Source organism: Kitasatospora sp. NPDC089913 (assembly GCF_044748625.1).
Classification (GTDB): Bacteria; Actinomycetota; Actinomycetes; order Streptomycetales; family Streptomycetaceae; genus Kitasatospora.
In genome coordinates this window covers 56,633-80,137 of the sequence record NZ_JBIVGI010000018.1, presented here as the reverse complement: position 1 = coordinate 80,137, position 23,505 = coordinate 56,633, and the positions used below count along the sequence as shown (strand labels likewise).

At 73.3% G+C, this 23,505-nt stretch carries 20 protein-coding genes; 13 read left to right on the top strand and 7 right to left on the bottom strand.

From position 1 onward, the window contains the following. The first annotated feature begins 304 nt into the window (after positions 1-304). Positions 305-1,117, top strand: coding sequence for a S1 family peptidase (locus tag ACIPYS_RS25690; RefSeq protein WP_400750103.1), 813 nt, complete (start codon positions 305-307; stop codon positions 1,115-1,117). A gap of 235 nt (positions 1,118-1,352) precedes the next feature. Here the strand turns inward: ACIPYS_RS25690 and ACIPYS_RS25685 are convergent, their stop codons facing one another. Then, positions 1,353-1,583 carry a hypothetical protein gene (locus ACIPYS_RS25685; RefSeq protein ID WP_030396621.1) on the bottom strand — a complete coding sequence of 77 codons (231 nt, stop codon included), beginning with the start codon at positions 1,581-1,583 and terminating at the stop codon, positions 1,353-1,355. A gap of 548 nt (positions 1,584-2,131) precedes the next feature. Here ACIPYS_RS25685 and ACIPYS_RS25680 point away from each other — a divergent pair. From ACIPYS_RS25680 to ACIPYS_RS25655, 6 genes are all read left to right on the top strand, one after another. Then, positions 2,132-4,243 carry a type IIA DNA topoisomerase subunit B gene (locus ACIPYS_RS25680; protein ID WP_400749968.1) on the top strand — a complete coding sequence of 704 codons (2,112 nt, stop codon included), beginning with the start codon at positions 2,132-2,134 and terminating at the stop codon, positions 4,241-4,243. Between the two features lie 150 nt (positions 4,244-4,393). Beyond that, the gene (locus ACIPYS_RS25675) at positions 4,394-4,879 is read left to right on the top strand and encodes a DUF1453 family protein (RefSeq protein WP_093860256.1); all 486 of its coding nucleotides are present in this window, start codon (positions 4,394-4,396) and stop codon (positions 4,877-4,879) included. 30 nt (positions 4,880-4,909) lie between these two features. Next, positions 4,910-6,076: a sensor histidine kinase gene (locus ACIPYS_RS25670; RefSeq protein WP_400749963.1), complete on the top strand. Its 1,167-nt coding sequence runs from the start codon at positions 4,910-4,912 to the stop codon at positions 6,074-6,076. After that, entirely contained in the window at positions 6,073-6,819 is a 747-nt protein-coding gene (locus ACIPYS_RS25665) for a response regulator (RefSeq protein ID WP_400749960.1), read from the top strand. Before ACIPYS_RS25670 ends, ACIPYS_RS25665 begins: the two co-directional genes overlap by 4 nt. Positions 6,820-6,942: 123 nt before the next feature. Continuing rightward, complete coding sequence (locus tag ACIPYS_RS25660) at positions 6,943-7,410, top strand: DUF485 domain-containing protein (RefSeq protein ID WP_400749956.1); 468 nt, start codon at positions 6,943-6,945, stop codon at positions 7,408-7,410. Continuing rightward, entirely contained in the window at positions 7,407-9,164 is a 1,758-nt protein-coding gene (locus ACIPYS_RS25655) for a cation acetate symporter (protein WP_093860252.1), read from the top strand. Before ACIPYS_RS25660 ends, ACIPYS_RS25655 begins: the two co-directional genes overlap by 4 nt. Before the next feature lie 79 nt (positions 9,165-9,243). Here ACIPYS_RS25655 and ACIPYS_RS25650 read toward each other — a convergent pair whose 3' ends face one another. Both ACIPYS_RS25650 and ACIPYS_RS25645 read right to left on the bottom strand, forming a co-directional pair. Then, positions 9,244-10,152, bottom strand: coding sequence for a sucrase ferredoxin (locus ACIPYS_RS25650; protein ID WP_400749952.1), 909 nt, complete (start codon positions 10,150-10,152; stop codon positions 9,244-9,246). 245 nt (positions 10,153-10,397) lie between these two features. Next, positions 10,398-12,848 carry a DNA topoisomerase (ATP-hydrolyzing) subunit A gene (locus tag ACIPYS_RS25645; RefSeq protein WP_400749949.1) on the bottom strand — a complete coding sequence of 817 codons (2,451 nt, stop codon included), beginning with the start codon at positions 12,846-12,848 and terminating at the stop codon, positions 10,398-10,400. 263 nt (positions 12,849-13,111) lie between these two features. Between ACIPYS_RS25645 and ACIPYS_RS25640 the strand changes: the two genes are divergently transcribed. From ACIPYS_RS25640 to ACIPYS_RS25630, 3 genes are all read left to right on the top strand, one after another. After that, positions 13,112-14,470, top strand: coding sequence for a pitrilysin family protein (locus ACIPYS_RS25640; RefSeq protein WP_093860249.1), 1,359 nt, complete (start codon positions 13,112-13,114; stop codon positions 14,468-14,470). 20 nt (positions 14,471-14,490) lie between these two features. Further along, on the top strand, positions 14,491-15,858 hold the full coding sequence (locus ACIPYS_RS25635; protein ID WP_093864861.1) for a pitrilysin family protein: 1,368 nt from the start codon (positions 14,491-14,493) through the stop codon (positions 15,856-15,858). Between the two features lie 372 nt (positions 15,859-16,230). Beyond that, a complete protein-coding gene (locus ACIPYS_RS25630; RefSeq protein WP_093860248.1) occupies positions 16,231-17,424 on the top strand; it encodes an RtcB family protein in 1,194 nt (397 codons plus the stop codon). 73 nt (positions 17,425-17,497) lie between these two features. On the opposite strand, the gene ACIPYS_RS25625 is transcribed toward ACIPYS_RS25630, so the two are convergent. Continuing rightward, on the bottom strand, positions 17,498-17,935 hold the full coding sequence (locus tag ACIPYS_RS25625) for a MarR family winged helix-turn-helix transcriptional regulator (protein ID WP_231978555.1): 438 nt from the start codon (positions 17,933-17,935) through the stop codon (positions 17,498-17,500). Positions 17,936-18,148: 213 nt separating this feature from the next. On the opposite strand from ACIPYS_RS25625, the gene ACIPYS_RS25620 reads away from it, so the two are divergent. Next, positions 18,149-18,850 carry a DUF4386 domain-containing protein gene (locus ACIPYS_RS25620; RefSeq protein ID WP_093860247.1) on the top strand — a complete coding sequence of 234 codons (702 nt, stop codon included), beginning with the start codon at positions 18,149-18,151 and terminating at the stop codon, positions 18,848-18,850. Positions 18,851-19,235: 385 nt separating this feature from the next. Here ACIPYS_RS25620 and ACIPYS_RS25615 read toward each other — a convergent pair whose 3' ends face one another. Next, complete coding sequence (locus tag ACIPYS_RS25615; RefSeq protein ID WP_093860246.1) at positions 19,236-19,865, bottom strand: TetR/AcrR family transcriptional regulator; 630 nt, start codon at positions 19,863-19,865, stop codon at positions 19,236-19,238. A gap of 169 nt (positions 19,866-20,034) precedes the next feature. Here ACIPYS_RS25615 and ACIPYS_RS25610 point away from each other — a divergent pair, with 169 nt between their 5' ends. Beyond that, complete coding sequence (locus ACIPYS_RS25610) at positions 20,035-21,057, top strand: medium chain dehydrogenase/reductase family protein (protein WP_093860245.1); 1,023 nt, start codon at positions 20,035-20,037, stop codon at positions 21,055-21,057. 200 nt (positions 21,058-21,257) lie between these two features. Next, positions 21,258-21,527, top strand: a complete 270-nt coding sequence (locus ACIPYS_RS25605) for a DUF6059 family protein (protein WP_093860244.1) — start codon at positions 21,258-21,260, stop codon at positions 21,525-21,527. Between the two features lie 147 nt (positions 21,528-21,674). Here ACIPYS_RS25605 and ACIPYS_RS25600 read toward each other — a convergent pair whose 3' ends face one another. Both ACIPYS_RS25600 and ACIPYS_RS25595 read right to left on the bottom strand, forming a co-directional pair. Continuing rightward, a complete protein-coding gene (locus ACIPYS_RS25600; protein ID WP_030396604.1) occupies positions 21,675-22,331 on the bottom strand; it encodes a response regulator transcription factor in 657 nt (218 codons plus the stop codon). Positions 22,332-22,463: 132 nt separating this feature from the next. Beyond that, entirely contained in the window at positions 22,464-23,363 is a 900-nt protein-coding gene (locus ACIPYS_RS25595; protein WP_093860243.1) for a sensor histidine kinase, read from the bottom strand. Between the last annotated feature and the right edge of the window lie 142 nt (positions 23,364-23,505).

Genomic DNA, 23,505 nt, shown 5'->3' with positions numbered 1-23,505 from the left:
CGGTTCGGCACCAACGGTCCGACCGGAAGGCCCGGAGCTTCGCGCTCCGGGCCTTCCGGCTGTTCGGGAGGGGTGGACGTCACCGTCCGGGTGGCCGTTGTCGCTCGTCCGGGTGGCGGTGCGCCGCCGAGCGGTCGCGGAACGTGGCCGGTCACCTACGCTGTGCCGGTTGCCTGCTGCCGAGCCACCTGGAGACACGGTGCCGCCCACCCCGGACCGTCCGGACCGCGCCGACCTGCCGACCGGCGCCTCCCGCGCCCGCCGCTCCGCCGTCCGTCCGCCCCGCCACCGCCGGGCCGCCGTGCTGACGCTGCTGGCCGCGCTGCCCGCGCCGCTGCTGGTCCTCGGCCCGGCCACCGCCGCCACCGCGCAGGCCCGGCCGCAGGGGCGGATCGTCGGCGGAACGACCGAGAGCACGGGCGACCACCCGTGGATGGTGGCCCTGGCCAGCCGGCAGCAGTTCGGCTCCGGCCGCTCGGGCCAGTTCTGCGGCGGTGCGCTGGTCACCCCCACCAAGGTGGTGACCGCGGCGCACTGCTTCTACGACGAGTCCGGCGGGCACCAGGTGGACCGGCCCGGGCTGCGGGTCGTGGTCGGCCGGGACGACCTGGGCGGACGGCTGGGCCAGGAGGTGGAGGTGCGGGAGGTCCGGATCCACCCCGACTACTCCTTCACCACCAATATGAACGATGTGGCGGTGGTCACCCTCGCCGAGGCGCAGCGGGGCCGGCCGGTGATCGACCTGGTCGGCCAGGGCGAGACCGAGCCGTACCGTGCGGGGACCCTCGCCCGCGTCTACGGCTGGGGGGACACCACCGGCCACGGCGACTACTCGTCCCGGCTGCGGGGTGTGGATGTGCCGATCATCGCGGACCACACCTGCGAGCAGGCCTACCCGGGCGGCCGGGACGGGCGTTTCGACGCCCGGGGCATGGTGTGTGCGGGCGAGGAGCAGGGCGGGAGGGACGCCTGCCAGGGCGACAGCGGCGGGCCGCTGGTGGTCGCGGGCCGGCTCGCGGGGCTGGTGTCCTGGGGGACGGGCTGCGCCGAGGCCGCCCACCCGGGCGTCTACACCCGGATCGCCTCGGTCTCCGACGCCGTCCGCTCCCTGCTGTAGCCGATCGGGCACGGGCCGCCGCCCGATCGGGCGGCCCCGGGGAGCGGCCCGGCCGGGGCCGAACGGTCCGGGGCCGGGCGGTGCGGGAGCCGGTGCTGCTCCGGAGGCGGGCGGTCCGAGAACGACGAAGCCGGGCGGCCGGCCCCCGGAGGGGCGGTCGCCCGGCTCACCCGGTCACACGCGGTGTGCGACCGGACACAGCTCGACGTCGGTCTGCTGCTGCTGGCGCTCGGGATCAGCGCTCGTCGTCGTTGGCCGTGGCGGCAGTGGTGCCGAGGCGGTTGCTCTCGTCCTGTATCTCCACGGCGATCTTCTTGAGCTCCGGCTCGAACTTCCGGCCGTGGTGGGCGCAGAAGAGCAGCTCTCCACCGCTGGCGAGTACGACGCGCAGGTAGGCCTGGGCGCCGCAGCGGTCGCAGCGGTCAGCCGCGGTGAGCGGGCTCGCAGGGGTCAGAACAGTAGTCACGTCGCCTCTTCTCTAGCTCGACGAGCTGTCGTACCAGGGTCAACATCCAACCAGGCCGAAAACGTTCCCGCTCGTGGCTTTTCTTCTCTGAGGATTCTGCTGTGTTGATGAGGACGTGCCCCGGGGGCCGGTGGTTCATGCGTACCGGATCCCAGGATCCGCCCGCGGCTCGAACGCCCGATCGGAACCGGGTGCGGGAGTCCGCGTAGCATAATCCTCTGCTGGGTTGGAGCATAAGCCCCGTCCCGGGCCCCGGTAGCCTGCATAACGGCAGTTCCGGAGCCTGTGCCCGGCCCCACGGTCCGCCAGGACCGGTGGTACCGGGAGGAGATGGAGCCCCGGCGTCCCGAATCCGGCACGGCTCTTGTTCGCGGAGCGCGTACAAGCTGCGCGGGACCGGCCTGCCGTGCTGTGCACCCAGCGGAGGGGTGCGCACACGGAGGGGAACGGCTGTCGGTGCGGTGTGCTGCACTGGCGGACGCTCCGGACCTGTCCGGATGTGCCCCGATGTGACCGATGAGACAGAACTTCACCGAGGAGAGTGCCGCGTGAGTGCCGAAACGACCGTGCCGTCCGCTCTGCTGGCCGGCGACGACGGTTCCAACTACACCGCTCGGCACCTGCTCGTCCTGGAGGGTCTGGAGGCGGTCCGCAAGCGTCCCGGCATGTACATCGGCTCGACCGACAGCCGTGGCCTGATGCACTGCCTCTGGGAGATCATCGACAACTCGGTGGACGAGGCGCTGGGCGGCTACTGCGACCGGATCGAGGTCGTCCTGCACGAGGACTCCTCGGTCGAGGTCCGCGACAACGGACGCGGCATCCCGGTGGACGTCGAGCCCAAGACCGGGCTGTCCGGCGTCGAGGTCGTGATGACCAAGCTGCACGCCGGCGGCAAGTTCGGCGGCGGCTCCTACGCGGCCTCCGGCGGTCTGCACGGCGTCGGCGCCTCCGTGGTCAACGCGCTCTCGGCCCGGCTCGACGTCGAGGTCGACCGCAGCGGCCACACCCACGCGATCAGCTTCCGGCGCGGCACCCCCGGCATCTTCACCGAGGCCGGCCCGGACGCCCCGTTCGAGGCGGCCAACGGCCTCAGCCGGGCCCGCAAGGTGCCCAAGGCCCGCACCGGCACCCGCATCCGGTACTGGGCGGACCGGCAGATCTTCCTCAAGGACGCCAAGCTCTCGCTGGAGCACCTGCACAACCGGGCCCGGCAGACCGCCTTCCTGGTCCCCGGCCTGACCATTCTCGTGCGTGACGAGCGGCTCACCGAGAGCGAGCGGATCGACGAGAGCACCTTCCACTTCGACGGCGGCATCGCCGAGTTCTGCGAGTTCCTGGCGCCGGACAAGCCGATCAGCGACGTGCTGCGGCTGCACGGCGAGGGCACCTTCAAGGAGACCGTGCCCGTCCTGGACGAGCTCGGGCACATGACGCCGACCGAGGTCACCCGGCAGCTCGGCGTGGACATCGCGCTCCGCTGGGGCACCGGTTACGACACCACGTTGCGCTCCTTCGTCAACATCATCGCCACCCCCAAGGGCGGTACCCACGTCACCGGCTTCGAGCGCTCGCTGGCCAAGACCGTCAACGAGGTGCTGCGGGCCACCAAGCTGCTGCGGGTCGCCGAGGACGACGTCACCAAGGACGACGCCACCGAGGGACTCACCGCCGTGGTCACCGTCCGGCTGGCCGAGCCGCAGTTCGAGGGCCAGACCAAGGAGGTGCTCGGCACCTCGGCGGCCAACCGGATCGTCGCGGCCGTCGTCGCCAAGGAACTCAAGACCTTCCTCACCTCCGGCAAGCGGGACGAGAAGGTCCAGGCCCGGGCGGTGCTGGAGAAGGTCGTGGCCGCCGCCCGCACCCGGGTCGCCGCCCGCCAGCACAAGGAGGCCCAGCGCCGGAAGACCGCGCTGGAGACCAGCTCGCTGCCGGCGAAGCTGGCCGACTGCCGCAGCGACGACGTCGACCGCAGCGAACTCTTCATCGTCGAGGGCGACTCCGCGCTCGGCACCGCCAAGCTGGCCCGCAACTCCGAGTTCCAGGCCCTGCTGCCGATCCGGGGCAAGATCCTCAACGTGCAGAAGGCGTCCGTGAGCGACATGCTCAAGAACACCGAGTGCGCGGCGATCATCCAGGTGATAGGGGCCGGCTCGGGCCGCACCTTCGACATCGACCAGGCCCGGTACGGCCGGGTCATCTTCATGGCCGACGCCGATGTCGACGGCTCGCACATCCGCTGCCTGCTGCTGACCCTGTTCCAGCGGTACATGCGGCCCATGGTCGAGCAGGGCCGGGTCTTCGCGGCCGTGCCGCCGCTGCACCGGATCGAGCTCACCAACCCCAAGCGCGGCCAGGAGAAGTACCACTACACCTACTCGGACGCCGAGCTGCGCTCCACCCTGCTGGAGTTCCAGCGCAAGAACCTGCGCTGGAAGGACCCGGTCCAGCGGTACAAGGGCCTCGGCGAGATGGACGCCGACCAGCTGGCCGAGACCACCATGGACCCGCGCCACCGCACGCTGCGCCGGATCAACCTGGGCGACCTGGACCAGGCCGAGAAGGTCTTCGACCTGCTGATGGGCAACGACGTGGCGCCGCGCAAGGAGTTCATCGTGGACTCGGCGGCCACCCTGGACCGTTCGCGCATCGACGCCTGAGCGCGTCGCCGGAAGGGGCCCTCCACCCGTGGGTGGAGGGCCCCTCCGTGTCGGTTCCACCCGCCGTCCACCCCGGCGCCGATCAGCCGCGGGCGGCGGATCCGTAGCGTCGGAGAGGTCGCACAGAGCCTTCCCGGACGGAGAACCCCGATGCCCACCCTGGTCGACGCCGCTCTCGTGGTGGTGGTGATGGTGCTCGTGCTCCGCCGCCAGATGCGCCCCCGGCGCCTGGACACCGACCGCCGCTCCTGGGTGCTGCCGCTGGTCCTCGCCGCCGTCGCGCTGCGGGATCCGCAGCTGATCGACCGGCGGGACACCGGCTGGTCGGTCGTCCTGCTCGGCTGCGGGGTGGTCGCGGTGCTGGCGGCCGGCTCGGTGTGGGGCTGGACCGTCCGGCTGTGGCGGGACGCGGACGGGGCGCTCTGGGCCCAGGGCACCCGGGCCACGCTGGCCGCCTGGGGCGGGATGATCGCGATCAGGATCGGCCTGTTCGGGCTCGGGGCGGCGCTGCACCTGCGGCAGTCGGGCAGCGCGCTGCTGCTGGGCCTGGCGGTGCTGCTGCTGGTCCGTTCGCTCGTGGTGCACTGGAGGGCGCGGGCCCTGGTGCCCACGGGGCGGGTCACCCTGACGTCCTGACCACCGCAGTGCGCACGAGGAGGCACCACCTTGGTCGAGGTCGACCGGTTCTGGACCCGCTGGCCGTCCCGGGAGGGGCTGGAGCGCGACGCCGACAGCCGCCCCCGGCGGATCCTCGCCGGGCTCGGCCGGCTCGCGCTGCTGACCACCGTCTGCTGGGGGACCTTCTCGGACGGCCGGTACTCCGGCTGGGCGGTGGTGGCCGAGGCCGCCGGGCTGGTCGCGGCGGTCGCGCTCGCCGCCGGCTTCCTGCACGTCTGCCGGGAGCAGCGCCCGGCACCGGCGTACGCGCTGGCGGCCGCACTGTCCGCGACCGCCTGGCTGGCCAACGCGGGGCACGCCTACCTGCTCGCCGACGTGCTCTGGTACGGGTTGGCGGTGACCGCGCTGATCCGGCTGCCGCCGGGGCCGGCGCTGCTCACCGCCGGGGCCTCGCTCGGCTCCTACGCGGCGGTCAGCTGGGCGGGCGCCCTGAGCATCACGGCCACCTGCGGCGGACTGCTGCTGCTCGGCTACCTGTTGCGGCTGGACGTCGAGGCGCGCGGCACGGCGCGGCGGCTGCTGGTCCAGGAACGGGCCGCGCGGGCCGCCGAGGCGGAGAGTGCGGCGCTCGCCGAACGGGCCAGGATCGCCCGGGAGATCCACGACGTGCTGGCGCACAGCCTCTCCGCCCAGCTGGTGCACCTGGAGGCGGCCCGGCTGATGCTGGACGCGGGCACCGACCGGGAGCGGGTCCGGGAGCGGGTGGTGGCCGCCCGGCGGATGGCGCAGGACGGGCTGGCCGAGACCCGGCAGGCGCTGTCGGCGCTGCGCGGCGAGTTCACGCCGGTCGGCGACTACCTGGTGGAGCTGACCGGGCGGGAGCGGGCGGACTTCCGGGTGGCCGGGATGCCGCGTCCGCTGGCCGCCGAGGTGGGGCTCGCGGTCCGGCGCACCGCGCAGGAGGCTCTGACCAACGTGCGCAAACACGCCCCCGGCGCGCGCTGCACCGTCGAGCTGCGCTATCTGCCCGAGGACGTGGAGCTGGAGGTGCGGGACGGGGCCGCGGGGCGCGCGGGAGCACCGGGCGAGCTGGCGGCGAGCGGTGGCGGGTACGGTCTGCTGGGGATGCGCGAACGCGCTGAACTGCTCGGCGGCAGCCTGCTGGCGGGCCCGTACGAGGGAGGATGGCGCGTGCTGCTGCGAGTGCCGGCATGACGGGGTTGGCGGTGACCAGGGTGCTGGTCGCGGACGACCAGACCGTGGTCCGGGAGGGCATCGTGATGCTGCTCGGGCTGCTGCCGGGGATCGAGGTGGTCGGTGCGGCGGCGGACGGCGAGGAGGCGGTCGCGCTGGTCGCGCGGCACCGTCCGGACGTGGTGCTGATGGACCTGCGGATGCCGCGCTGCGACGGCGTCGAGGCGACCCGGCGGATCCGGGCCGGGTACCCGGGCACCGAGGTCGTGGTGCTCACCACCTATGCCGACGACGAGTCGCTGTTCCCGGCCCTTCAGGCGGGGGCGCGCGGGTACCTGACCAAGGACGCGGGCGGCGAGGAGATCGCCCGGGCGATCGCGGACGTCCGCTCGGGGGCGGCGGGGCTCTCGCCGCAGGTGCAACTGCGGCTGCTGGAGCGGCTGTCGGGGGAGCCGGGCGCGGTCGGCGCGGTCGGCCCGGTGCCGACCGGCCAGTCGTCCGGTCAGTCGTCCGGCCAGTCCTCCGGTCAGTCCTCCGGTCGGGCGGGCGCGGAGCCGCCGGACGGGCTGACCGCGCGGGAGGCGGAGGTGCTGGGGCTGATCGCGGAGGGCCTCTCCAACTCCGAGATCGCCCGTCGGCTGTACGTCAGTCCGGCGACCGTGAAGACCCACATCAACAACCTGTTCGCCAAGACCGGCGTGCGGGACCGGGCGCAAGCGGTCGCGTACGCCTTCCGAAACGGAATCACCGGGTCGCCGCAGTAGTCGGATGAGCGTCTGTCGGATCATCGATCACCTCATCGAGTGAACGTATCTGCGTTGGGAGTTTGGGGAGTTGGGGCGACCCCATGATGGTTCGGGTCACAACCCCCCGGTCCAGGAGCAGCCGTGCCACAACCGCAGACGAGAAGTCCAGAGCCGGGCGGACAACTGGACTGGTGGGCCTCGGCACCGGCATCACCACCGGTGCCGGCCCCGACGCCCCCGGCACCGCCCGCACCGTCGGCCGGGGCCGACGCCGGGGACGGATCCCCGGACGACGCCAGCACCGAGGTCTACCGCTCCGTGCAGAACAGCCTGGCCTTCCAGCGGATCCGGCACAGCTACCGGTCCTTCGTCTTCCCGGTCAGCGGTGTGTTCCTCGCCTGGTACCTGCTGTACGTCGCCGCCCAGGCCGCGGCCCCCGGGCTGATGCGCGCCCCGGTCGCCGGGCCGGTCAACGTGGCCTGGCTGCTCGGCCTGCTGCAGTTCGCCACGACCTTCCTGCTGACCTGGCTCTACGCCCGCAACGCCCGCACCCAGCGCGACCGGGCCGCCCTGTCGCTCCGCTGGGACACCCAGGACCAGTTGCGATGAGGACCGCCACCCCGCCCCCCGTGGCCCCCGCCGGCGACCACCACGACCTGGCCGTGGTGCTGTTCGCCGTCATCGTCCTGGTCACCCTCGGGATCACCTTCTGGGCCGGCCGCCGCCGAGGCGGCGGCGCCGACGACTTCTACGCCGGCGGCCGCGACTTCACGCCGCTGCAGAACGGCTTCGCGCTCTCCGGCGACTACCTCTCCGCCGCCTCCTTCCTCGGCGTCGCCGGGCTGATCGCGCTGTTCGGGTACGACGGCGTGCTCTACAGCATCGGCTTCCTGGTCGCCTGGCTGGTGGTCCTGATGCTGGTCGCCGAGCTGGTCAGGAACGCCGGCCGGTACACCCTGGCCGACGTGCTGGCGCTGCGGCTGCGCCGGCGCAAGGTCCGGGCCGCGGCCGGCGGTGCCAGCGTCGTGGTGACGCTGTTCTACCTGGTCGCCCAGATGGTCGGCGCGGGCAGTCTGGTCGCCCTGCTGCTCGGCACCAACAGTGCCGAGGCCAGGACCTGGACCATCGTGGCGGTGGGCGGTCTGATGATCGTCTACGTCACGGTCGGCGGGATGCGGGCCACCACCTGGATCCAGATCGTCAAGGCGTTCCTGCTGGTCGCCGGCTCGGTACTGCTGACCGTACTGCTGCTGCTGCGCTTCCACGGCGACGTCGCCGAGCTGATGCGGCAGGCGGCCCAGCACAGCGGCGCCGGCCGGCGCTACCTGGAGCCCGGGCTGAAGTACGGCAAGAGCTTCACCAGCCGGCTGGACTTCTTCAGCCTCGGCCTCGCCCTGGTGCTCGGCACCGCGGGCCTGCCGCACATCCTGTCCCGCTTCTACACCGTGCCCACCGCCCGGGCCGCCCGGCGCTCGACGATGTGGGCGATCGGGCTGGTCGGCGGCTTCTACCTGATGGCCATCGCGCTGGGCCTCGGCGCCACCGCGCTGGTCGGTTCCGCGGAGGTCCGGCACGCCAACGCGGCGGGCAACACCGCCGTCCCGCTGCTCGCCCTGGTGCTGGGCGGCGGCAACGGCTCCACCGGTGGGGTGGTGCTGTTCGCGGTGATCTCGGCGATCGCCTTCGCCACCATCCTCGCCGTGGTCGCCGGGCTCACCCTGGCCTCCTCGGCGGCCTTCGCCCACGACATCTGGGCCGGCGCCTGGCGGGGACGCCCGCGCCGCGGCGGCCGCGGGGTGCGGGGGGCGCGCGGCCGACGGGCGCTCGTCCCGGCCTCCCGGCGGGCGCGGGGCGGTACGGAAGCCGCGACCGGAACGGCGGCGGAGCGGACGGAGGACGGGTCGCCGGCCACCACCGAGCGCCAGGAGGTGCTGGTCGCCCGGATCGCGGCGGTCGGGATCGGCGCGGTGGCGATCGTGCTGAGCCTCTTCGCGCAGCAGCTGAACGTCGCCTTCCTGGTCGGCCTGGCCTTCGCCGTGGCCGCCTCCGCCAATCTGCCGGTGCTGCTCTACAGCCTGTTCTGGCGGCGGTTCACCCCGCGCGGAGCGGTCTGGTCGGTGTACGGCGGGCTGATCCCGGCGGTGGTGCTGGTGACCTTCTCGCCGGTCGTCTCCGGTACCAAGGTGGCGCTCTTCCCCGGGGTGGACTTCCACTGGTTCCCGCTGGAGAACCCGGGCCTCGTCTCCATCCCGCTCGGCTTCCTGGCCGGGTGGATCGGCACCCTCACCTCGCCCGAGCCGGCCGATCCGGACCGGTACGCCGAGCTGGAGGTCCGCTCCCTGACCGGGGCCGGGGCCGCCTGACCGCGACGCGGAGGAACGGCCACGACCCCCGGCGGAACTCAGCCGGGGGTCGTGGCCGTTCCTCCGCCTCCCGGACCGGTCAGAGCTCGCGCAGGGAGGTGACCTCCATCCGGGACGGCGTGCCCGCCGCCTTGCCGCAGCTCTCGGGCCGGGCCGGCTCGCTGACGCCCTCGGCCACCTCGACCTCCCAGGACCGGCCGTCCTCGTGCCGGACGCAGACCCGCCAGCGGCCCGTGCCGTCGGCCCGCTGGGTCAGGGTCAGCGCGTCCGCCCGGGTCTCGCCGGTGACCAGCCGCACGGCCTGGTCCGCGGCCTGGCCCGGCCGGTCCCAGCCGGAGCAGCCGCGCGACCACTCCGGCGCCATGTGGCCGGCCGCCGTGGCCGCCAGCACCTCCTTGGCCGACTCGGCGGTCAGCCGCCCGTAGGTGTAGCCGTACGGCAGGACCAGCATCGTGGGGGAGAAGCGGTGGCCGCCCAGGTGCGTCACCTCCCACACCTCGCTGTGCCCGGCGGCGACCAGCTCGGCCGCCAAGGGCCGGCCCAGCAGGGCGCAGCAACGGTCCCGGCGGCCGTTGGTGCACACCAGGGCGATCGGGCCGCCGACGTGGGCGGTGCCGAAGCCGCCGTGCTCGCCGGCGCCCAGCGCGGTGAAGTCCAGGGCGAGCAGTTCGGCCGGGTCCGCGACCTGGCCCCGGCGGACCCAGCCGCGGCCGGGGGTCGGGACGGTGTGCGCCACGACCACCTCGTGCCGGGCGGTCGGCAGGCAGTCCGCGTGCCGGCCGGGGCGGCGGATCAGCGCGACCCGGACGCCGGTTCCCGCGGTCGCGGCGTCCAGCGCGCGGCCGGTCTCCGGGTCCAGGTGGCTCTGGCCGAGCGCCTTGGCCCCCCACGGGCCGGCCTGTTCGACCAGCAGCCAGGTGGTGGCGGTCGCGGCGGTGGCGGCCAGCGGCTCCGACAGTTCACGCGACAGCGTCGCACAGGTGCTCACGGCGGTAAGGCTACCCTTGCCGGTCGTTCGTGGCCCGGCCGACCGCGTCGGTGCGGCGGGCCGGTGCGGGCCGGTCGAGGGCGGGTCGGCCGCCGGTGGCGGGTGCGGGCCGGTGCGGGCGGGTACGGGCGCCGGTGGCCGGGGCGGGAGCCCCGTGCCGCCGGGACGGGAGCCCGGTGCCGCCGGGAACGCCGGAGGGGCGCCGACCGGCCGGTCGGCGCCCCTCCGGGCGGGACGGGCCGCCCCTAGACGGGGCCGGCCACGGTGCTGATCGGGCTGCTCACCGGGGTGCCGGAGCCGTCCCGGCGCGGGTCGCGCTCCGGCAGGTCGACCGGCGCGCCCTTGGGCCCGGCGGCGCGGGCGGGAGCGGGGCCGGCCCAGGCGAAGGCGAGCGCGTCCTCGCCGCGCAGGAAGCGCTGGCAGCGCACCCCGCCGGTGGCCCGGCCCTTGCGCGGGTACTGCTCGAAGGGGGTGACCTTCCAGCTGGACTGGGCCTCGCCGGTAAGGGTTCCGGCGGCGCCGGCCACCGAGACGACCACCGCGTCGACGGCCGGGTCGACGGCGGTGAAGGAGAGCACCCGGGCGCCGTCGGACAGCTTGACGCCGGCCATGCCGCCGGCCGGACGGCCCTGCGGGCGGACCTGCCCGGCGGGGTAACGCAGCAACTGGGCGTCGGAGGTGATGAAGACGAGGTCCTCCTCGCCGGTGCGCAGCTCGACCGCGCCGATCACCTCGTCGCCGTCCTTGAGCCCGATCACCTCGAACTCGTCCTTGTTGGCGGGCCATTCGGGCACCACCCGCTTGACGACGCCCTGGAGGGTGCCCAGCGCCAGGCCGGGGGAGGACTCGTCCAGCGTGGTCAGCGCGAGCACCCGCTCGTCGTCCTCCAGCCGGAGGAACTCGCCGACGAGCGCGCCGCCGGCCAACGTCGGCGACGGGGTGGGCGGCAGCGCCGGAAGGTCGATGACCGGCAGCCGCAGGACCCGGCCGGCCGAGGTGACCACACCGATGTCGGCGCGGGCGGTGGTCGGCACCGCGGAGACGATCACGTCGTGCTTGGCGCGCTTCTCCGACACCTCGAACGGCTCGCCGTCGGCGGTGCGGGCGAGCAGGCCGGTGGAGGAGAGCAGCACCCGGCACGGGTCGTCCGCGACCTCCAGCGGAACGGTCAGCGAGGCGGCCGGAGCGGCCCCGGCCTCCAGCAGGACGGTGCGCCGCTCGGTGCCGAACTGCTTGGCGACGGCGCCGAGTTCGCCGGAGACCACGCTGCGCAGCCTGCTGTCGGACTCCAGGATCTCGGTCAGCTCGGCGATCTCCGAGTTGAGCTTGGCCTGCTCCTGCTCCAGCTCGACCCGGTCGAAACGGGTGAGTCGGCGCAGCGGGGTGTCGAGGATGTAGGCGGTCTGCGTCTCGCTCAGCGAGAAGCGCTCGATCAGGCGCTCCTTGGCCTGGGCCGCGTTGTCGCTCGAGCGGATGAGGGCGATGACCTCGTCGATGTCGACCAGGGCGACCAGCAGGCCCTCGACCAGGTGCAGCCGCTCCTGGCGCTTGCGGCGGCGGAAGTCGCTGCGCCGCCGGACCACCTCGAAGCGGTGGTCGACGTAGACCTCCAGCAGCTCCTTGAGGCCGAGGGTGAGCGGCTGGCCGTCGACCAGCGCCACGTTGTTGATGCCGAAGGTCTCCTCCATCGGCGTCAGCTTGTAGAGCTGCTCCAGCAGGGCCTCGGGAACGAAGCCGTTCTTGACCTCGATCACGAGGCGAAGGCCGTGCTCGCGGTCGGTGAGGTCCTTGACGTCCGCGATGCCCTGGAGCTTCTTCGCGTTGACGAGGTCCTTGATCTTGGAGATGACCTTCTCCGGGCCGACGTTGTACGGCAGCTCGGTGACCACGATGCCCTTGCGGCGGGCGCTGACGGCCTCGATGGTCGTGGTGGCGCGGATCTTGAAGGTGCCGCGGCCGGACTCGTAGGCGTCCCTGATGCCGGAGAGGCCGACGATCCGTCCGCCGGTGGGCAGGTCGGGGCCGGGGACGAACCGCATCAGGGTGTCGAGGTCGGCGGCCGGGTGCTTGATCAGGTGTCGGGCGGCGGCGACGACCTCGGAGAGGTTGTGCGGCGGCATGTTGGTGGCCATGCCGACCGCGATCCCGGTGGCGCCGTTGACCAGCAGGTTGGGGAAGGCCGCCGGGAGGGCCAGCGGTTCCTGCTCGCTGCCGTCGTAGTTGGGGCCGAAGTCGACGGTCTCCTCGTGGATCGACTCGACCATCGCCATCGAGGCGGCGGTGAGCCGCGACTCGGTGTAGCGCATCGCGGCCGGCGGGTCGTCGTTGCCGAGCGAGCCGAAGTTGCCGTGGCCGTCGATCAGCGGCAGCCGCATCGAGAACGGCTGGGCCATCCGGACGACCGAGTCGTAGATGGAGGCGTCGCCGTGCGGGTGCAGCCGGCCCATCACCTCGCCGACCAGGCGGGCGCACTTGACGTGGCCGCGCTCCGGGCGCAGGCCCATCTCGTTGGCCTGGTACAGGATGCGGCGGTGCACCGGCTTGAGGCCGTCCCGCGCGTCCGGGAGGGCCCGGGAGTAGATGACGGAGTAGGCGTACTCGAGGAACGAGCCCTGCATCTCGTCCACGACGTCGACGTCGAGGATGCGCTCCTCGAAGTCTCCGGGGGGCGGGGTCTGCGAACTGCGGCGGGCCATCGCGGCGGGGCTCCCTTACGTCTCGCTTGCTTCTCGTCCACGTCTCGTCGGCGCGGTCTCGCCGGGCTGTCGGCGGTGTTGTCAACAGGGCTCGGCGCCCCCATTGTGGACCCTCCCGCCGACAGTCCCGGCCAGCGCCCCTCTTCCGCCCCTGGCGAACGCCCTGTCCGCGCGGACACATCCGCGCCGCTCGCGCGTTGCACCACAATGGGGGACGCCACACGAACACCCCCCGACGTCGACGACGGGAAGGACCCGAGCGCATGGCCAACCCGGCCCCCGCCTCCGAGCAGCGAGGCATCGCCATCACCGAGCACCGCCTGGCCAATGGCCTGCGCGTCGTCCTCTCCGAGGACCACCTGACCCCGGTGGCCGCGGTCTGCCTCTGGTACGACGTGGGCTCCCGGCACGAGGTGAAGGGCCGCACCGGGCTGGCCCACCTGTTCGAGCACCTGATGTTCCAGGGGTCCGCCAACGTGTCCAACAACGGGCACTTCGAGCTCGTCCAGGGCGCCGGCGGCTCGCTCAACGGCACCACGAGCTTCGAGCGCACCAACTACTTCGAGACCATGCCGGCCCACCAGTTGGAGCTCGCGCTCTGGCTGGAGGCGGACCGGATGGGCTCGCTGCTGGCCGCCCTCGACGACGCGTCGATGGAGAACCAGCGCGACGTGGTGAAGAACGAGCGCCGCCAGCGGTACGACAACGTGCCCTACGGGACCGCGTTCGAGCGGCTCACCGCGCTGTCGTTCCCGGACGGCCACCCGTACCACCACACCCCGATCGGCTCGATGGCCGACCTGGACGCGGCCACCCTGGAGGACGCCCGGGCGTTCTTCCGCACGTACTACGCGCCCAACAACGCGGTGCTCTCGGTGGTCGGCGACATCGACCCGGAGCAGACGATCGCCTGGGTGGAGAAGTACTTCGGCAGCATCCCCGCGCACGACGGCAAGCAGCCGCCGCGCGACGGCGCCCTGCCGGAGAGCATCGGCCGGGAGATCCGCGAGCTGATCCGCGAGGACGTGCCCTCCCGCGCGCTGATGGCCGCCTACCGGCTGCCGCACGACGGTACCCGCGAGGCGGACGCCGCCGACCTGGCGCTGACCGTCCTCGGCAGCGGCGAGTCGAGCCGGCTGTACAACCGGCTGGTCCGCCGGGACCGCACCGCCGTCGCCGCGGGCTTCGGCCTGCTGCGGCTGTCCGGCGCGCCGAGCCTGGGCTGGCTGGACGTCAAGACCTCGGGCGACGCCACCGTCGAGCAGATCGAGGCGGCCGTCGACGAGGAGCTGGCCCGGTTCGCGGCCGAGGGCCCGACCGCGGCCGAACTGGAGCGCGCCCAGGCGCAGATCGAGCGCGAGTGGCTGGACCGGCTCACCACGGTGGCCGGCCGCGCCGACGAACTCTGCCGCTACGCCGTGCTGTTCGGTGACCCGAAGCTGCTGAACGACGCCCTGCCGAAGGTCCTCGACATCACCGCCGAGGAGGTGCGGGCCGTCGCCGCGGCCCGGCTGCACCCGCAGAACCGGGCGGTCCTGGTGTACGAGCCGACCACGGCCGAGGACACCGCCGCCGACACCGCTGCCACCGCCGAGACCGACGAGGAGGGCGCCGCCGTATGAGCACCGAGTACGTCCCCGCCATGACCTTCCACCCGCAGCCCCAGCCCGGCACCCCCACCCCGTGGGCGTTCCCGGCGCCGGAGCGTGCCGCGCTCGGCAACGGCATCACGGTGCTGCACTGCCACCGCCCCGGCCAGCAGCTGGTGGCCGTCGACGTGCTGGTCGACGCCCCGCTCGCCGCCGAGCCGGAGGGCCTGGACGGCGTCGCCTCGATCCTGGCCCGGGCGCTCAGCGAGGGCACCGACACGCTGACCGCCGAGGAGTTCGCGGCCGAGCTGGAGAGGGCCGGCGCGACCCTGGACGCGCACGCCGACCACCCGTGCATCCGGGTCTCGCTGGAGGTCCCGGCCTCCCGGCTGGCCCGCGGCCTGGACCTGCTGGCCGCCGCGCTGGGCAGCCCGGCACTGCCGGAGGACGAGATCGAGCGGCTGGTCGCCAACCGGCTGGACGAGATCGTGCACGAGCAGGCCAACCCGGCCCGGCGGGCCGCCAAGGCGCTGTACGCCTCGCTGTTCGACGCCGCCGACCGGCTCTCCCGCCCGCGCGGCGGCAGCGCCGAGACGGTCAAGACCATCGACCGGGCCGCCGTCCGGGCCTTCTACGAGGGGCACGTGCGTCCCGCCACCACCACGGTGGTGGTGGTCGGCGACCTCACCGGCACCGATCTGCCGGCCCTGCTGGAGTCCACCCTCGGCGCCTGGAAGGGCACCCCGGCTGCGCCCGCCGCGCACGCCCCGGTGACCGGTGACGACACCGGCCGGGTGATCATCGTGGACCGGCCCGGCTCGGTGCAGACCCAGCTGCTGATCGGGCGGATCGGCCCGGACCGGCACGACCCGGCCTGGGCCGCGCAGATCCTCGGCACCTACTGCCTGGGCGGCACCCTCACCTCCCGGCTGGACCGGGTGCTGCGGGAGGAGAAGGGCTACACCTACGGCGTGCGGGCCTTCGCGCAGCCGCTGCGCTCGGCCCCGGACGGCAGCGGGCGCGCCATGCTGGCGATCAGCGGATCGGTGGACACCGCCTCCACCGCCCCGGCGCTGGCCGACACCTGGACCATCCTGCGCACGCTGGCCGCGGAGGGGCTCACCGACGCGGAGCGCGAGGAGGCGGTGCAGTTCCTGGTCGGCGTGGCGCCGCTGAAGTACGAGACGGCGGGTTCGGTGGCCGGCACCCTGGCCGACCAGGTCGAGCAGCACCTGGCCGACGACTTCCAGGCGGAGGTCTACCGGCAGCTGGCCGAGCTGTCGACCGCCGCCGCCACCGAGGCCGTGGTGAGCGCCTTCCCGCCGGACCGGCTGGTGACGGTCCTGGTCGGTGACGCCTCGGCGTTCGCGGACCAGGTGCGCGAGCTGGGCATCGGTGAGGTGACCGTGATCGGGGCCTGACGGTGACCGTGGTCGGGGTCTGATCCCGGCACCCGGTCCGGCAGCGGACCCCGAGGGCCCGGTGGAGCGTCGCGACGCTCCACCGGGCCCTTTCGCGTGCCGGCGTTAATTCCCTTGCCGGGGTGGTGCGGTGCGTGGGTAGATGTTCCCGGCAACCGGTGCACACACGGAGAGGAGGCGGTCACCATGCGGGTCGAGCCCTATCGACAGTGCTCCCCGAGACTGTCCTCCCGATGCCCCTTCGCGGTCTGAGCACCGCTCCCGCGTCGGCCGTGCGCCGCCGCCCCCACTGACGTCCCCCGCACCGCGCCGGGTCCTTCGCGCGGCACCCGCCTACGCTTGAACCGTCCGACCCCAGGAGGTCGTTGAACCATGTCGTACACCGAGGTACCCGGCGTCCGGACTCCGATCCGGATGTGGACCGACCCGGCCACCGTCGAGGGCCAGGCCATGCAGCAGCTGCGCAACATCAGTTCGCTGCCCTGGCTGCACGGGCTCGCCGTGATGCCCGACGTCCACCTGGGCAAGGGGGCGACCGTGGGGTCGGTGATCGCCATGCGCGGCGCCGTCTGCCCGGCCGCCGTCGGCGTGGACATCGGCTGCGGGATGAGCGCGGTGAAGACCTCGCTCACCGCGAAGGACCTGCCGGACGACCTGTCGCGGCTGCGTTCGCAGATCGAGCGGACCATCCCGGTCGGGCGAGGTCTGCACTCCGACCCGGTCGACCCGGGCAAGCTGCACGGTGTCCCGACCGGTGGCTGGGACGACTTCTGGCAGCGGTTCGACGGGATCGCGTCCGAGGTGAAGTGGCGTCGGGGCCGGGCGGCCCAGCAGATGGCGACGCTCGGCGGCGGCAACCACTTCATCGAGGTGTGCGTCGACGACACCGGCGCGGTCTGGCTGATGCTGCACTCGGGTTCGCGCAACATCGGCAAGGAGCTGGCGGAGCACCACATGGACGTGGCCCGGTCGCTGCCGCACAACCAGGGCCTGATCGACCGTGACCTCGCGGTGTTCGTCGCGGACACCCCGCAGATGGCCGCGTACCGGCAGGACCTCTTCTGGGCGCAGGAGTACGCCAAGCACAACCGGGCGCTGATGATGGCACTGTTCCAGGGCGTGGTCCGGCGCGAGTTCCCGCGGGCGAAGGTCGCCTTCGACGAGGTGATCAGCTGCCACCACAACTACGTCGCGGAGGAGCGCTACGACGGCGTCGACCTGCTGGTCACCCGCAAGGGTGCGATCCGGGCCGGGGCCGGTGACTACGGGATCATCCCGGGCTCGATGGGCACCGGGTCGTACATCGTGCGCGGGCTGGGCAACGAGGCGTCGTTCAACTCGGCCTCGCACGGCGCCGGCCGGAAGATGAGCCGCACCGCCGCGAAGAAGCGGTTCAGCACCAGCGACCTGGTCGAGCAGACCGCGGGCGTGGAGTGCCGCAAGGACGCCGGGGTGGTGGACGAGATCCCGGGCGCCTACAAGTCGATCGAGAAGGTGATCGAGCAGCAGCGGGACCTCGTCGAGGTCGTGGCGCACCTGAAGCAGGTGGTCTGCGTCAAGGGCTGAGCGCCCTCCGGCGCCCGTCGTCCGAAGCCCCCGGCCCTCGGCCGGGGGCTTTCGCGCGCCCCGACCCGGCGGCTCAGACGCTGTCGCGCCGGGGGTTCAGCCGCCGGTAGCCGGGGTGCACCCCGGCGGTGAGCTGCTGCGCCTCGGCGATCCGGCGCAGCAGTCCGGCCAGGGCGATACGTTCCTGCGGGTCGAGGCCGGTGCAGAGCGCCTCCTCGTGGGCGAGCGCCGCTTCGGCGAGCCCGCGCATCGCCTCTTCGCCCTTGGGTGCGAGGTAGAGGTCCTGGAACCGGCGGTCCTTGGGATTGCGGCGGCGCTCGACCAGTCCGCGTTCCTCGATGGCGTCGATGAAGGCCACGAACCGGCTCGGCGACATGCCGAGCCGCCGCGCGAGTTCCTGCTGGTGCTGGCCGGGAGCCAGGCTGACCGCCCGGAGCAGACCCGCCTGGGCCGGGGTGAGATCCAGCTCGGCGACCCGCCGGGCGAAGGCCTGCGAGGCGTGCTCACCCAACTGGGACAGCAGAAATGCGACTTGGGCTCCCTGCGGTCCCGGATGGGGCGACGGGGCGCGGTCGGGAGATTCGGTCATGGAAACACGATACCAGTGGACAATGATGTCCCCGGGTGAACTATTCTGGACAAGGAACTACCGGCGTCGGTGTCGACCCGTCCGTCGTCGGCCTCCGGACCACCCATCGACCCGTTCTCGACTGGAGTGCCCCTCATGACCACGACATCTGCGGTGCCGGCCGCCTCCGCCCGGCGACAGCAGTCAGGTCCCCCCTTGCTGCTGCCCGCCGTGGCGTTCGCGGCACTGATGGTGGTGTCCATCGTGCTGGCCCGGCAGACCCCGCTGCCCACCGACTCGGCGGCCGACACCCTCGCCTACTACAAGGACCACGCGACCGCCGCCAAGGTGTCCGGGACGCTGCAGTTCGGCGCCTCGGTGCCGCTCGCGGTCTGGGCCGCGATCGTCTACCAGCGGCTGCGCCGCCTGGGCGTCACCGCCCCCGGTCCCGGCATCGCGCTGGTGTCCGGGGTGCTCGCCTCCGGCTCGATGGCGCTGTGCGGCCTCACCGTCTGGGTCGCCTCCCGCTCCGGGGACCTCGGCGACGCCTCGCTGGCCCGCTCGCTGGCCGATCTCACCTTCGCCTCCGGCGGGCCCGGGCACGTGGTGCCGTTCGCCGTGATGCTGGCCGGGGTGGCCGTGCCGATGCTGCTGCTGGGCTTCGGGCCGAAGGGCTTCGCCTGGGCCGGCCTGGTGCTCGCCGGGATCGGCGTGCTGGGCACGCTGGCCCTGCTCTCCACCAGCCTCGGCTTCTTCCTGCCGATCGCCCGCTTCGGCGGCCTGATCTGGCTCATCGCGGCCAGCGTGATCCTGCCCAAGCAGCGTCCGCGCCGCACGGCCGAGGTCGACCCGGCCTGACCGGGTGCCCGGTTGTTCCGACTGCTCCGGCGCGGTGACGGCCCGGACCCCCCGTTGGTGGTGCTCCGGGGGTGGGGCCGTCCCGGTCGGGGGCGGGCGGCGGGGCGCGGCGCCGGGAGGCGCGGCGGCCCGGTCGCTACCGAGCGGGCCGCAGGGCTCGTGAGGAAAAGGGAGGGCGGCGCGGCGGTGTCCTGGGGAGGAAGGCCGCCGCGCCGCCTACCGTCGTTCGGCGACCGGAGGGGGGTCGCCGGCCGGCGGTTCGGTGCGTCGGTGCGGGGGGTGCGGTGCGGTCCGGGGGGCGGACACGCGTGATGCGGACGTGGTGCGGGTGAAAGGGGTCCGCTGGACGGACCCGTGAGTCGTGGGCGGGGGAGCCGCCCGGCTGTCAGGCCGCCGCGAGACGGCGGTCGAGAACGGCGAGAATCAGTTCCTCGACGCGGCGGGCGACCGGATCGCTCTCGCCGCCCGGGCCGGCCAGCAGGTCGAAGGTCTCGAAGCTGGTCAGCATGAACAGCATCTCCACCAGTTCGTCGAGCCCGGCCTCGTCGATCTCGGCGCCCCGGTCGGCGAGCAGCCGGTTCAGGACCACCTGGAGGCCGCCGCGCCGCCGCTCGCTGCGGCTCTGCAGCGCGGTGTCGAGCTCCGGGTCGAGGATCCCCAGACCGCGCAGCCGGCGCAGGGCGACCCGGCCGGAGGCGTAGAAGCCGTTCAGCACGTCGAGCAGCGCGGTGAGCGCCTCGCGGCCGCTGGGGGCCATGAACGCCGCGGGCATCCTGGCCATCCCGCCGCGCTGGGCCAGATCGTCGAAGAGTGCCTCCAGCAGGCCGGTCTTCGAGTCGAACTGGTAGTAGACGGTCATCCGCGCCACTCCGGCGGTCTTGGCGACGGCGTCCATGCTGAACGAGGCCGGGCCCTTCTCCCCGGTGAGCAGCTCGCAGGCCGCCTCCAGAATGCGGGTGCGGGTCTGTTCGGCGGCTACCTGGCGTTGGCCGGCTCGGTACTGGCGTGGGCTCATGGGCTGTTGACGTCTCCTGAGGCGGGTGCTATCACATTCATTGTACACTCAGTCTATATAAAAATACGGGGGCAGGGAACGGTGCGGCGGCGCTCGCCTCCCGCACCCGCCCCCCGCAGAGGACCGGCGCCACTCCCGTCACGACATCCCCCATACTGCGGAGGCCACGATGAGGTACCGCCATGTGAGTGTGCCGAGGCTCGGCGGAGCCGAGGTCCTGAGGCTGTCCAGCGACGAACTCCCGGCACCGGCCGTCGGCCAGGTCCGGGTCCGGGTGCTCGCCGCCGGAGTCTCCTACGGTGACATTCTGCTCCGTGCCGGCGTGATCCCCGGCGGGCCCAAGCGGCCCTTCACCCCCGGATACGACCTGGTGGGGGTGGTGGACCAGGTCGGACCGGGCACCAGGGCGCCCGAACCGGGCACCCGGGTGGTCGCGTTGGTGCGCAGCGGCGGCTACGCGGAGTACGCGCTGGTGGCCGCCAACCGGCTGGTTCCGCTGCCCGAGGGCGTCGACCCGGTGGAGGCCTCGGCGCTCGCGCTGAACTACTTCATCGCCCAGCAGATGCTGCACCGGGTGGCCGAGGTCCGGCAGGGCGGCACCGTCCTGGTGCACGGGGCGTCCGGCGGCGTCGGCACCGCCTTCCTGGAGCTGGCCGCGCTCGCCGGGGTCACCGTCTACGGCACCTGCTCCGCCGCCCGGGCCGACCAGGTGCGGGCGCTCGGCGGCCGCCCGATCGACCGGGACACCGAGGACTTCCGCCGGGTGGTGCGCGGCCTGCCGGGCGGCGCGGTGGACGCGGTGTTCGACCCGGTCGGCGGCCCGCACTTCCTCCGCTCGTACCAGGCGGTGCGGCGCGGCGGCGTGATGGTCGGCTTCGGCCAGAACGCCGCGCTGCGCGGCAACCAGCGGGACCTGCTGACCGGCGCCCAGGGCTTCCTGGGCGGCATCGTGCTGCCGAAGCTGATCCCGGACGGCAGGCGGACGCTGTTCTACAACGCCTGGAGCCTGGAGAAGTCCCACCCGGCCGCGTACCAGCAGGACCTCGCGACCGTGCTGGAACTGCTGCAGAAGGGCCTGGTCAAGCCGCGGGTGGGCCGCACCATGCCGCTGGAGGAGGCGGCGGACGCGCACCGGGCGATGGAGACCGCCGCGATCACCGGGAAGATCGTGCTCGTCCCGGCCGCGGACTGACCGAAGGGGCGCGCCTCCAGGGCACGGGGCGCGCCCGGGTCGCCGTACTCCTGTCCCCGGTCGGGAGGGCGGCGGCCGGGGACGGGGCAGGAAAGGTTCCCAGCGTGTTGGGGATTCCCGACCCATGACGGTGGGACGGCCGGTCCGCAGGATGGCGGTAGCACCGCTTCCCCCGTCGCCGTCCTGCCGGAGGCCCCCCGATGCGTACCGCCCTGCGCCGTGCCCACCGCCGTCTGCTGCTGCGCCGCTGGATGCGTCGGGGCGGCCGCTACCTGGCGGACGGGCTGATCTGGCTCGGTCTGGCGATGGGGGCGATGACCTCGCCCTCCGCCCTGCCGGGGGCGCGGAAGCCGGAGGACGTGCTGCCTCCGGTGGGGGTGCCGGAGTGGCACCCGGAACGGACCTCGGCGCCGGTCGAGCCGCTGAGCCGGCGCGAGGAGGAGCTCTGGGCGCAGCTGCTGGACCGCTGACCGGCCCCCCGGGGGGCCTGCCCCGGGCCTGCCCCGGGCCCGTTCCGCCGTCCGGTCCGGATCCGTGAGCGACCGGCGGGGCCGGCCGTCCGGCCTGGTCCGAACGGCCCGCCCGGCCCGGGCGGAGGTCTCCTCCGGAGCGGGCGGCTAGCTGCCGAGCCCGGCCCGCCGGGCCCGGACGGCCGCCTCGGCGCGGTCGGCCACCTGGAGCTTGCTGAAGATCCGGGAGAGGTAGTTGCGCACCGTCTTCATCGAGAGCCCGAACTCATTGGCGATGTGCGCGTTGTTGCGGCCGTCGGCCAGCATGGTCAGCACCGCCATCTCCCGGGGGGTCAGGTCGGGGAACGGCTCGCGCTCCGGAGCCGGCCGCCGGACCTGGGCCAGCAGGTGGGCGGCGGCCTCCGGGCCGAACAGCGCCCCGCCCTGGCTGACCGCGGTGATCGCCCGGCGGACGTCGTCCAGACCGGCCCCCTTGACCAGGTAGCCCCGTGCGCCCGCACGGACCGCCGCGACGATGGAGTCGTCGTTGTCGTCGGCCGTCAGCATCACCACCGCCACCCGGGGGTGGCGGGCGAGCAGGGTCCGGGTCGCCTCGATGCCGTCGGTGCCGGGCATGCTGATGTCCATCAGGACGACGTCCGGCGCGAGCCGTTCCACCGCGGAGAGCACGTCGGCCCCGCTGGAGGCCTCGCCCACCACCGTCAGTGAGTCGATCCGGTCGAGGAGTTGGCGCAAACCCGCCCGGAACAGCTCATGGTCGTCGACGACCAGGATGCGGAGGTTTCGAGGTACGGCCGGATCCATGGGGGCTCCTAAGGGGAGGGTGAGGGAACACGGTCAACTCGGTGGGCGCACGGGGTCGCAGGGAAACGGCACGGGTCGGTCGGGCACGGAGGCCGTGGCCGCAGGGGCGGGGGAGAGCGGACGAGGGGCCGGTCAGTCGACCCGGTGGGAGCCGTCGACGAGCGCCGAGTGCGGCAGTCGGACCCGGACCACGGTGCCGTGCGGGGCCCTGGTCCCGATCGAGAAAAAGCCGCCGAGTTCTCTGGTGCGCAGGCACATCGAAGGAAGTCCGATTCCGCCGACCGCATCGCCGGAAATGCCGATCCCATCGTCCTCGATGGAAAGGACGAGGCCTTCCGGGCCGATCGACGCGGAGATCCTGCAGAGCGATGCCCCGGCATGCCGGACGACATTGGCGACAGCCTCGCCGGAGATGTTCTTCAATTCTTTCTGGACACGTGTCGGAAAATCGTCCAGGACGGCCGGGAGCTCGGTGACGACCCGTAGCCGGCCGGCCCCGGCCTCCTCGAAGGCGCGGGCCTGCCGGTGCAGGAACTGGCGCAGTGTGCCGGTGCCGGCGACGGTCCGGGGCTCGGAGGTGTCGAGGTCCCGGATCACCTGCCGGACGTCCGCGATCGCGGTGCTGACATCCTCCCGGGCCTGGGCCAGGAGGGCCGGGGCCTGGTCGGCGTCGCCGGTCAGGTCGAGGCCGGCGAGTTCCATGCGCATGTGCAGGGCGGCCAGCCTGGGAGCCAGGGAGTCGTGCAACTCCCTGCGGACACGGCGGCGTTCGTCGAGTCGGGCGGCGGCCGCCGGACAGTCGGACTCCGCTTCGTCGACCGGCGTGCCGGCCGGCCGGGGGCGTGGCTGGGCCGGTGGCAGGCCGGCTGCGCCGAGGCCGGTGACCAGCCCGAGCAGGGTGTTCACCAGCCGACCGATCCGGTCGGAGGTGTTCCGTTCACCGCGCGTAGCGAGCGCTCCGACGCCGCTCGCGGCCAGGTTGGTCGGTCTTCGGTCGGCCCTGCCGGAGGATTTTAGTATCTGGTCCAGCATGGTTCCTGAGATCCCCCCGTCGCTCGCGTCTTACCCACTGTGCACGGGCGTTCCTGGCGCGGGGAAATGGAATTCCTAGGGCATGTCCGAAAACAGGCACGGCGGACCTCGGAGTACCGGTCCGTCGTTCGTTTCCATGCCG

Excerpts from the sequence above, each read along its gene's own strand:
- ACIPYS_RS25675 (WP_093860256.1), top strand. The coding sequence starts at position 4,394 with ATGCCCACCCTGGTCGACGCCGCTCTCGTGGTGGTGGTGATGGTGCTC.
- ACIPYS_RS25665 (WP_400749960.1), top strand. The coding sequence starts at position 6,073 with ATGACGGGGTTGGCGGTGACCAGGGTGCTGGTCGCGGACGACCAGACC.
- ACIPYS_RS25655 (WP_093860252.1), top strand. The coding sequence starts at position 7,407 with ATGAGGACCGCCACCCCGCCCCCCGTGGCCCCCGCCGGCGACCACCAC.
- ACIPYS_RS25645 (WP_400749949.1), bottom strand. The coding sequence starts at position 12,848 with ATGGCCCGCCGCAGTTCGCAGACCCCGCCCCCCGGAGACTTCGAGGAG.
- ACIPYS_RS25640 (WP_093860249.1), top strand. The coding sequence starts at position 13,112 with ATGGCCAACCCGGCCCCCGCCTCCGAGCAGCGAGGCATCGCCATCACC.
- ACIPYS_RS25635 (WP_093864861.1), top strand. The coding sequence starts at position 14,491 with ATGACCTTCCACCCGCAGCCCCAGCCCGGCACCCCCACCCCGTGGGCG.
- ACIPYS_RS25630 (WP_093860248.1), top strand. The coding sequence starts at position 16,231 with ATGTCGTACACCGAGGTACCCGGCGTCCGGACTCCGATCCGGATGTGG.
- ACIPYS_RS25620 (WP_093860247.1), top strand. The coding sequence starts at position 18,149 with ATGACCACGACATCTGCGGTGCCGGCCGCCTCCGCCCGGCGACAGCAG.
- ACIPYS_RS25615 (WP_093860246.1), bottom strand. The coding sequence starts at position 19,865 with ATGAGCCCACGCCAGTACCGAGCCGGCCAACGCCAGGTAGCCGCCGAA.
- ACIPYS_RS25610 (WP_093860245.1), top strand. The coding sequence starts at position 20,035 with ATGAGGTACCGCCATGTGAGTGTGCCGAGGCTCGGCGGAGCCGAGGTC.
- ACIPYS_RS25605 (WP_093860244.1), top strand. The coding sequence starts at position 21,258 with ATGCGTACCGCCCTGCGCCGTGCCCACCGCCGTCTGCTGCTGCGCCGC.
- ACIPYS_RS25600 (WP_030396604.1), bottom strand. The coding sequence starts at position 22,331 with ATGGATCCGGCCGTACCTCGAAACCTCCGCATCCTGGTCGTCGACGAC.
- ACIPYS_RS25595 (WP_093860243.1), bottom strand. The coding sequence starts at position 23,363 with ATGCTGGACCAGATACTAAAATCCTCCGGCAGGGCCGACCGAAGACCG.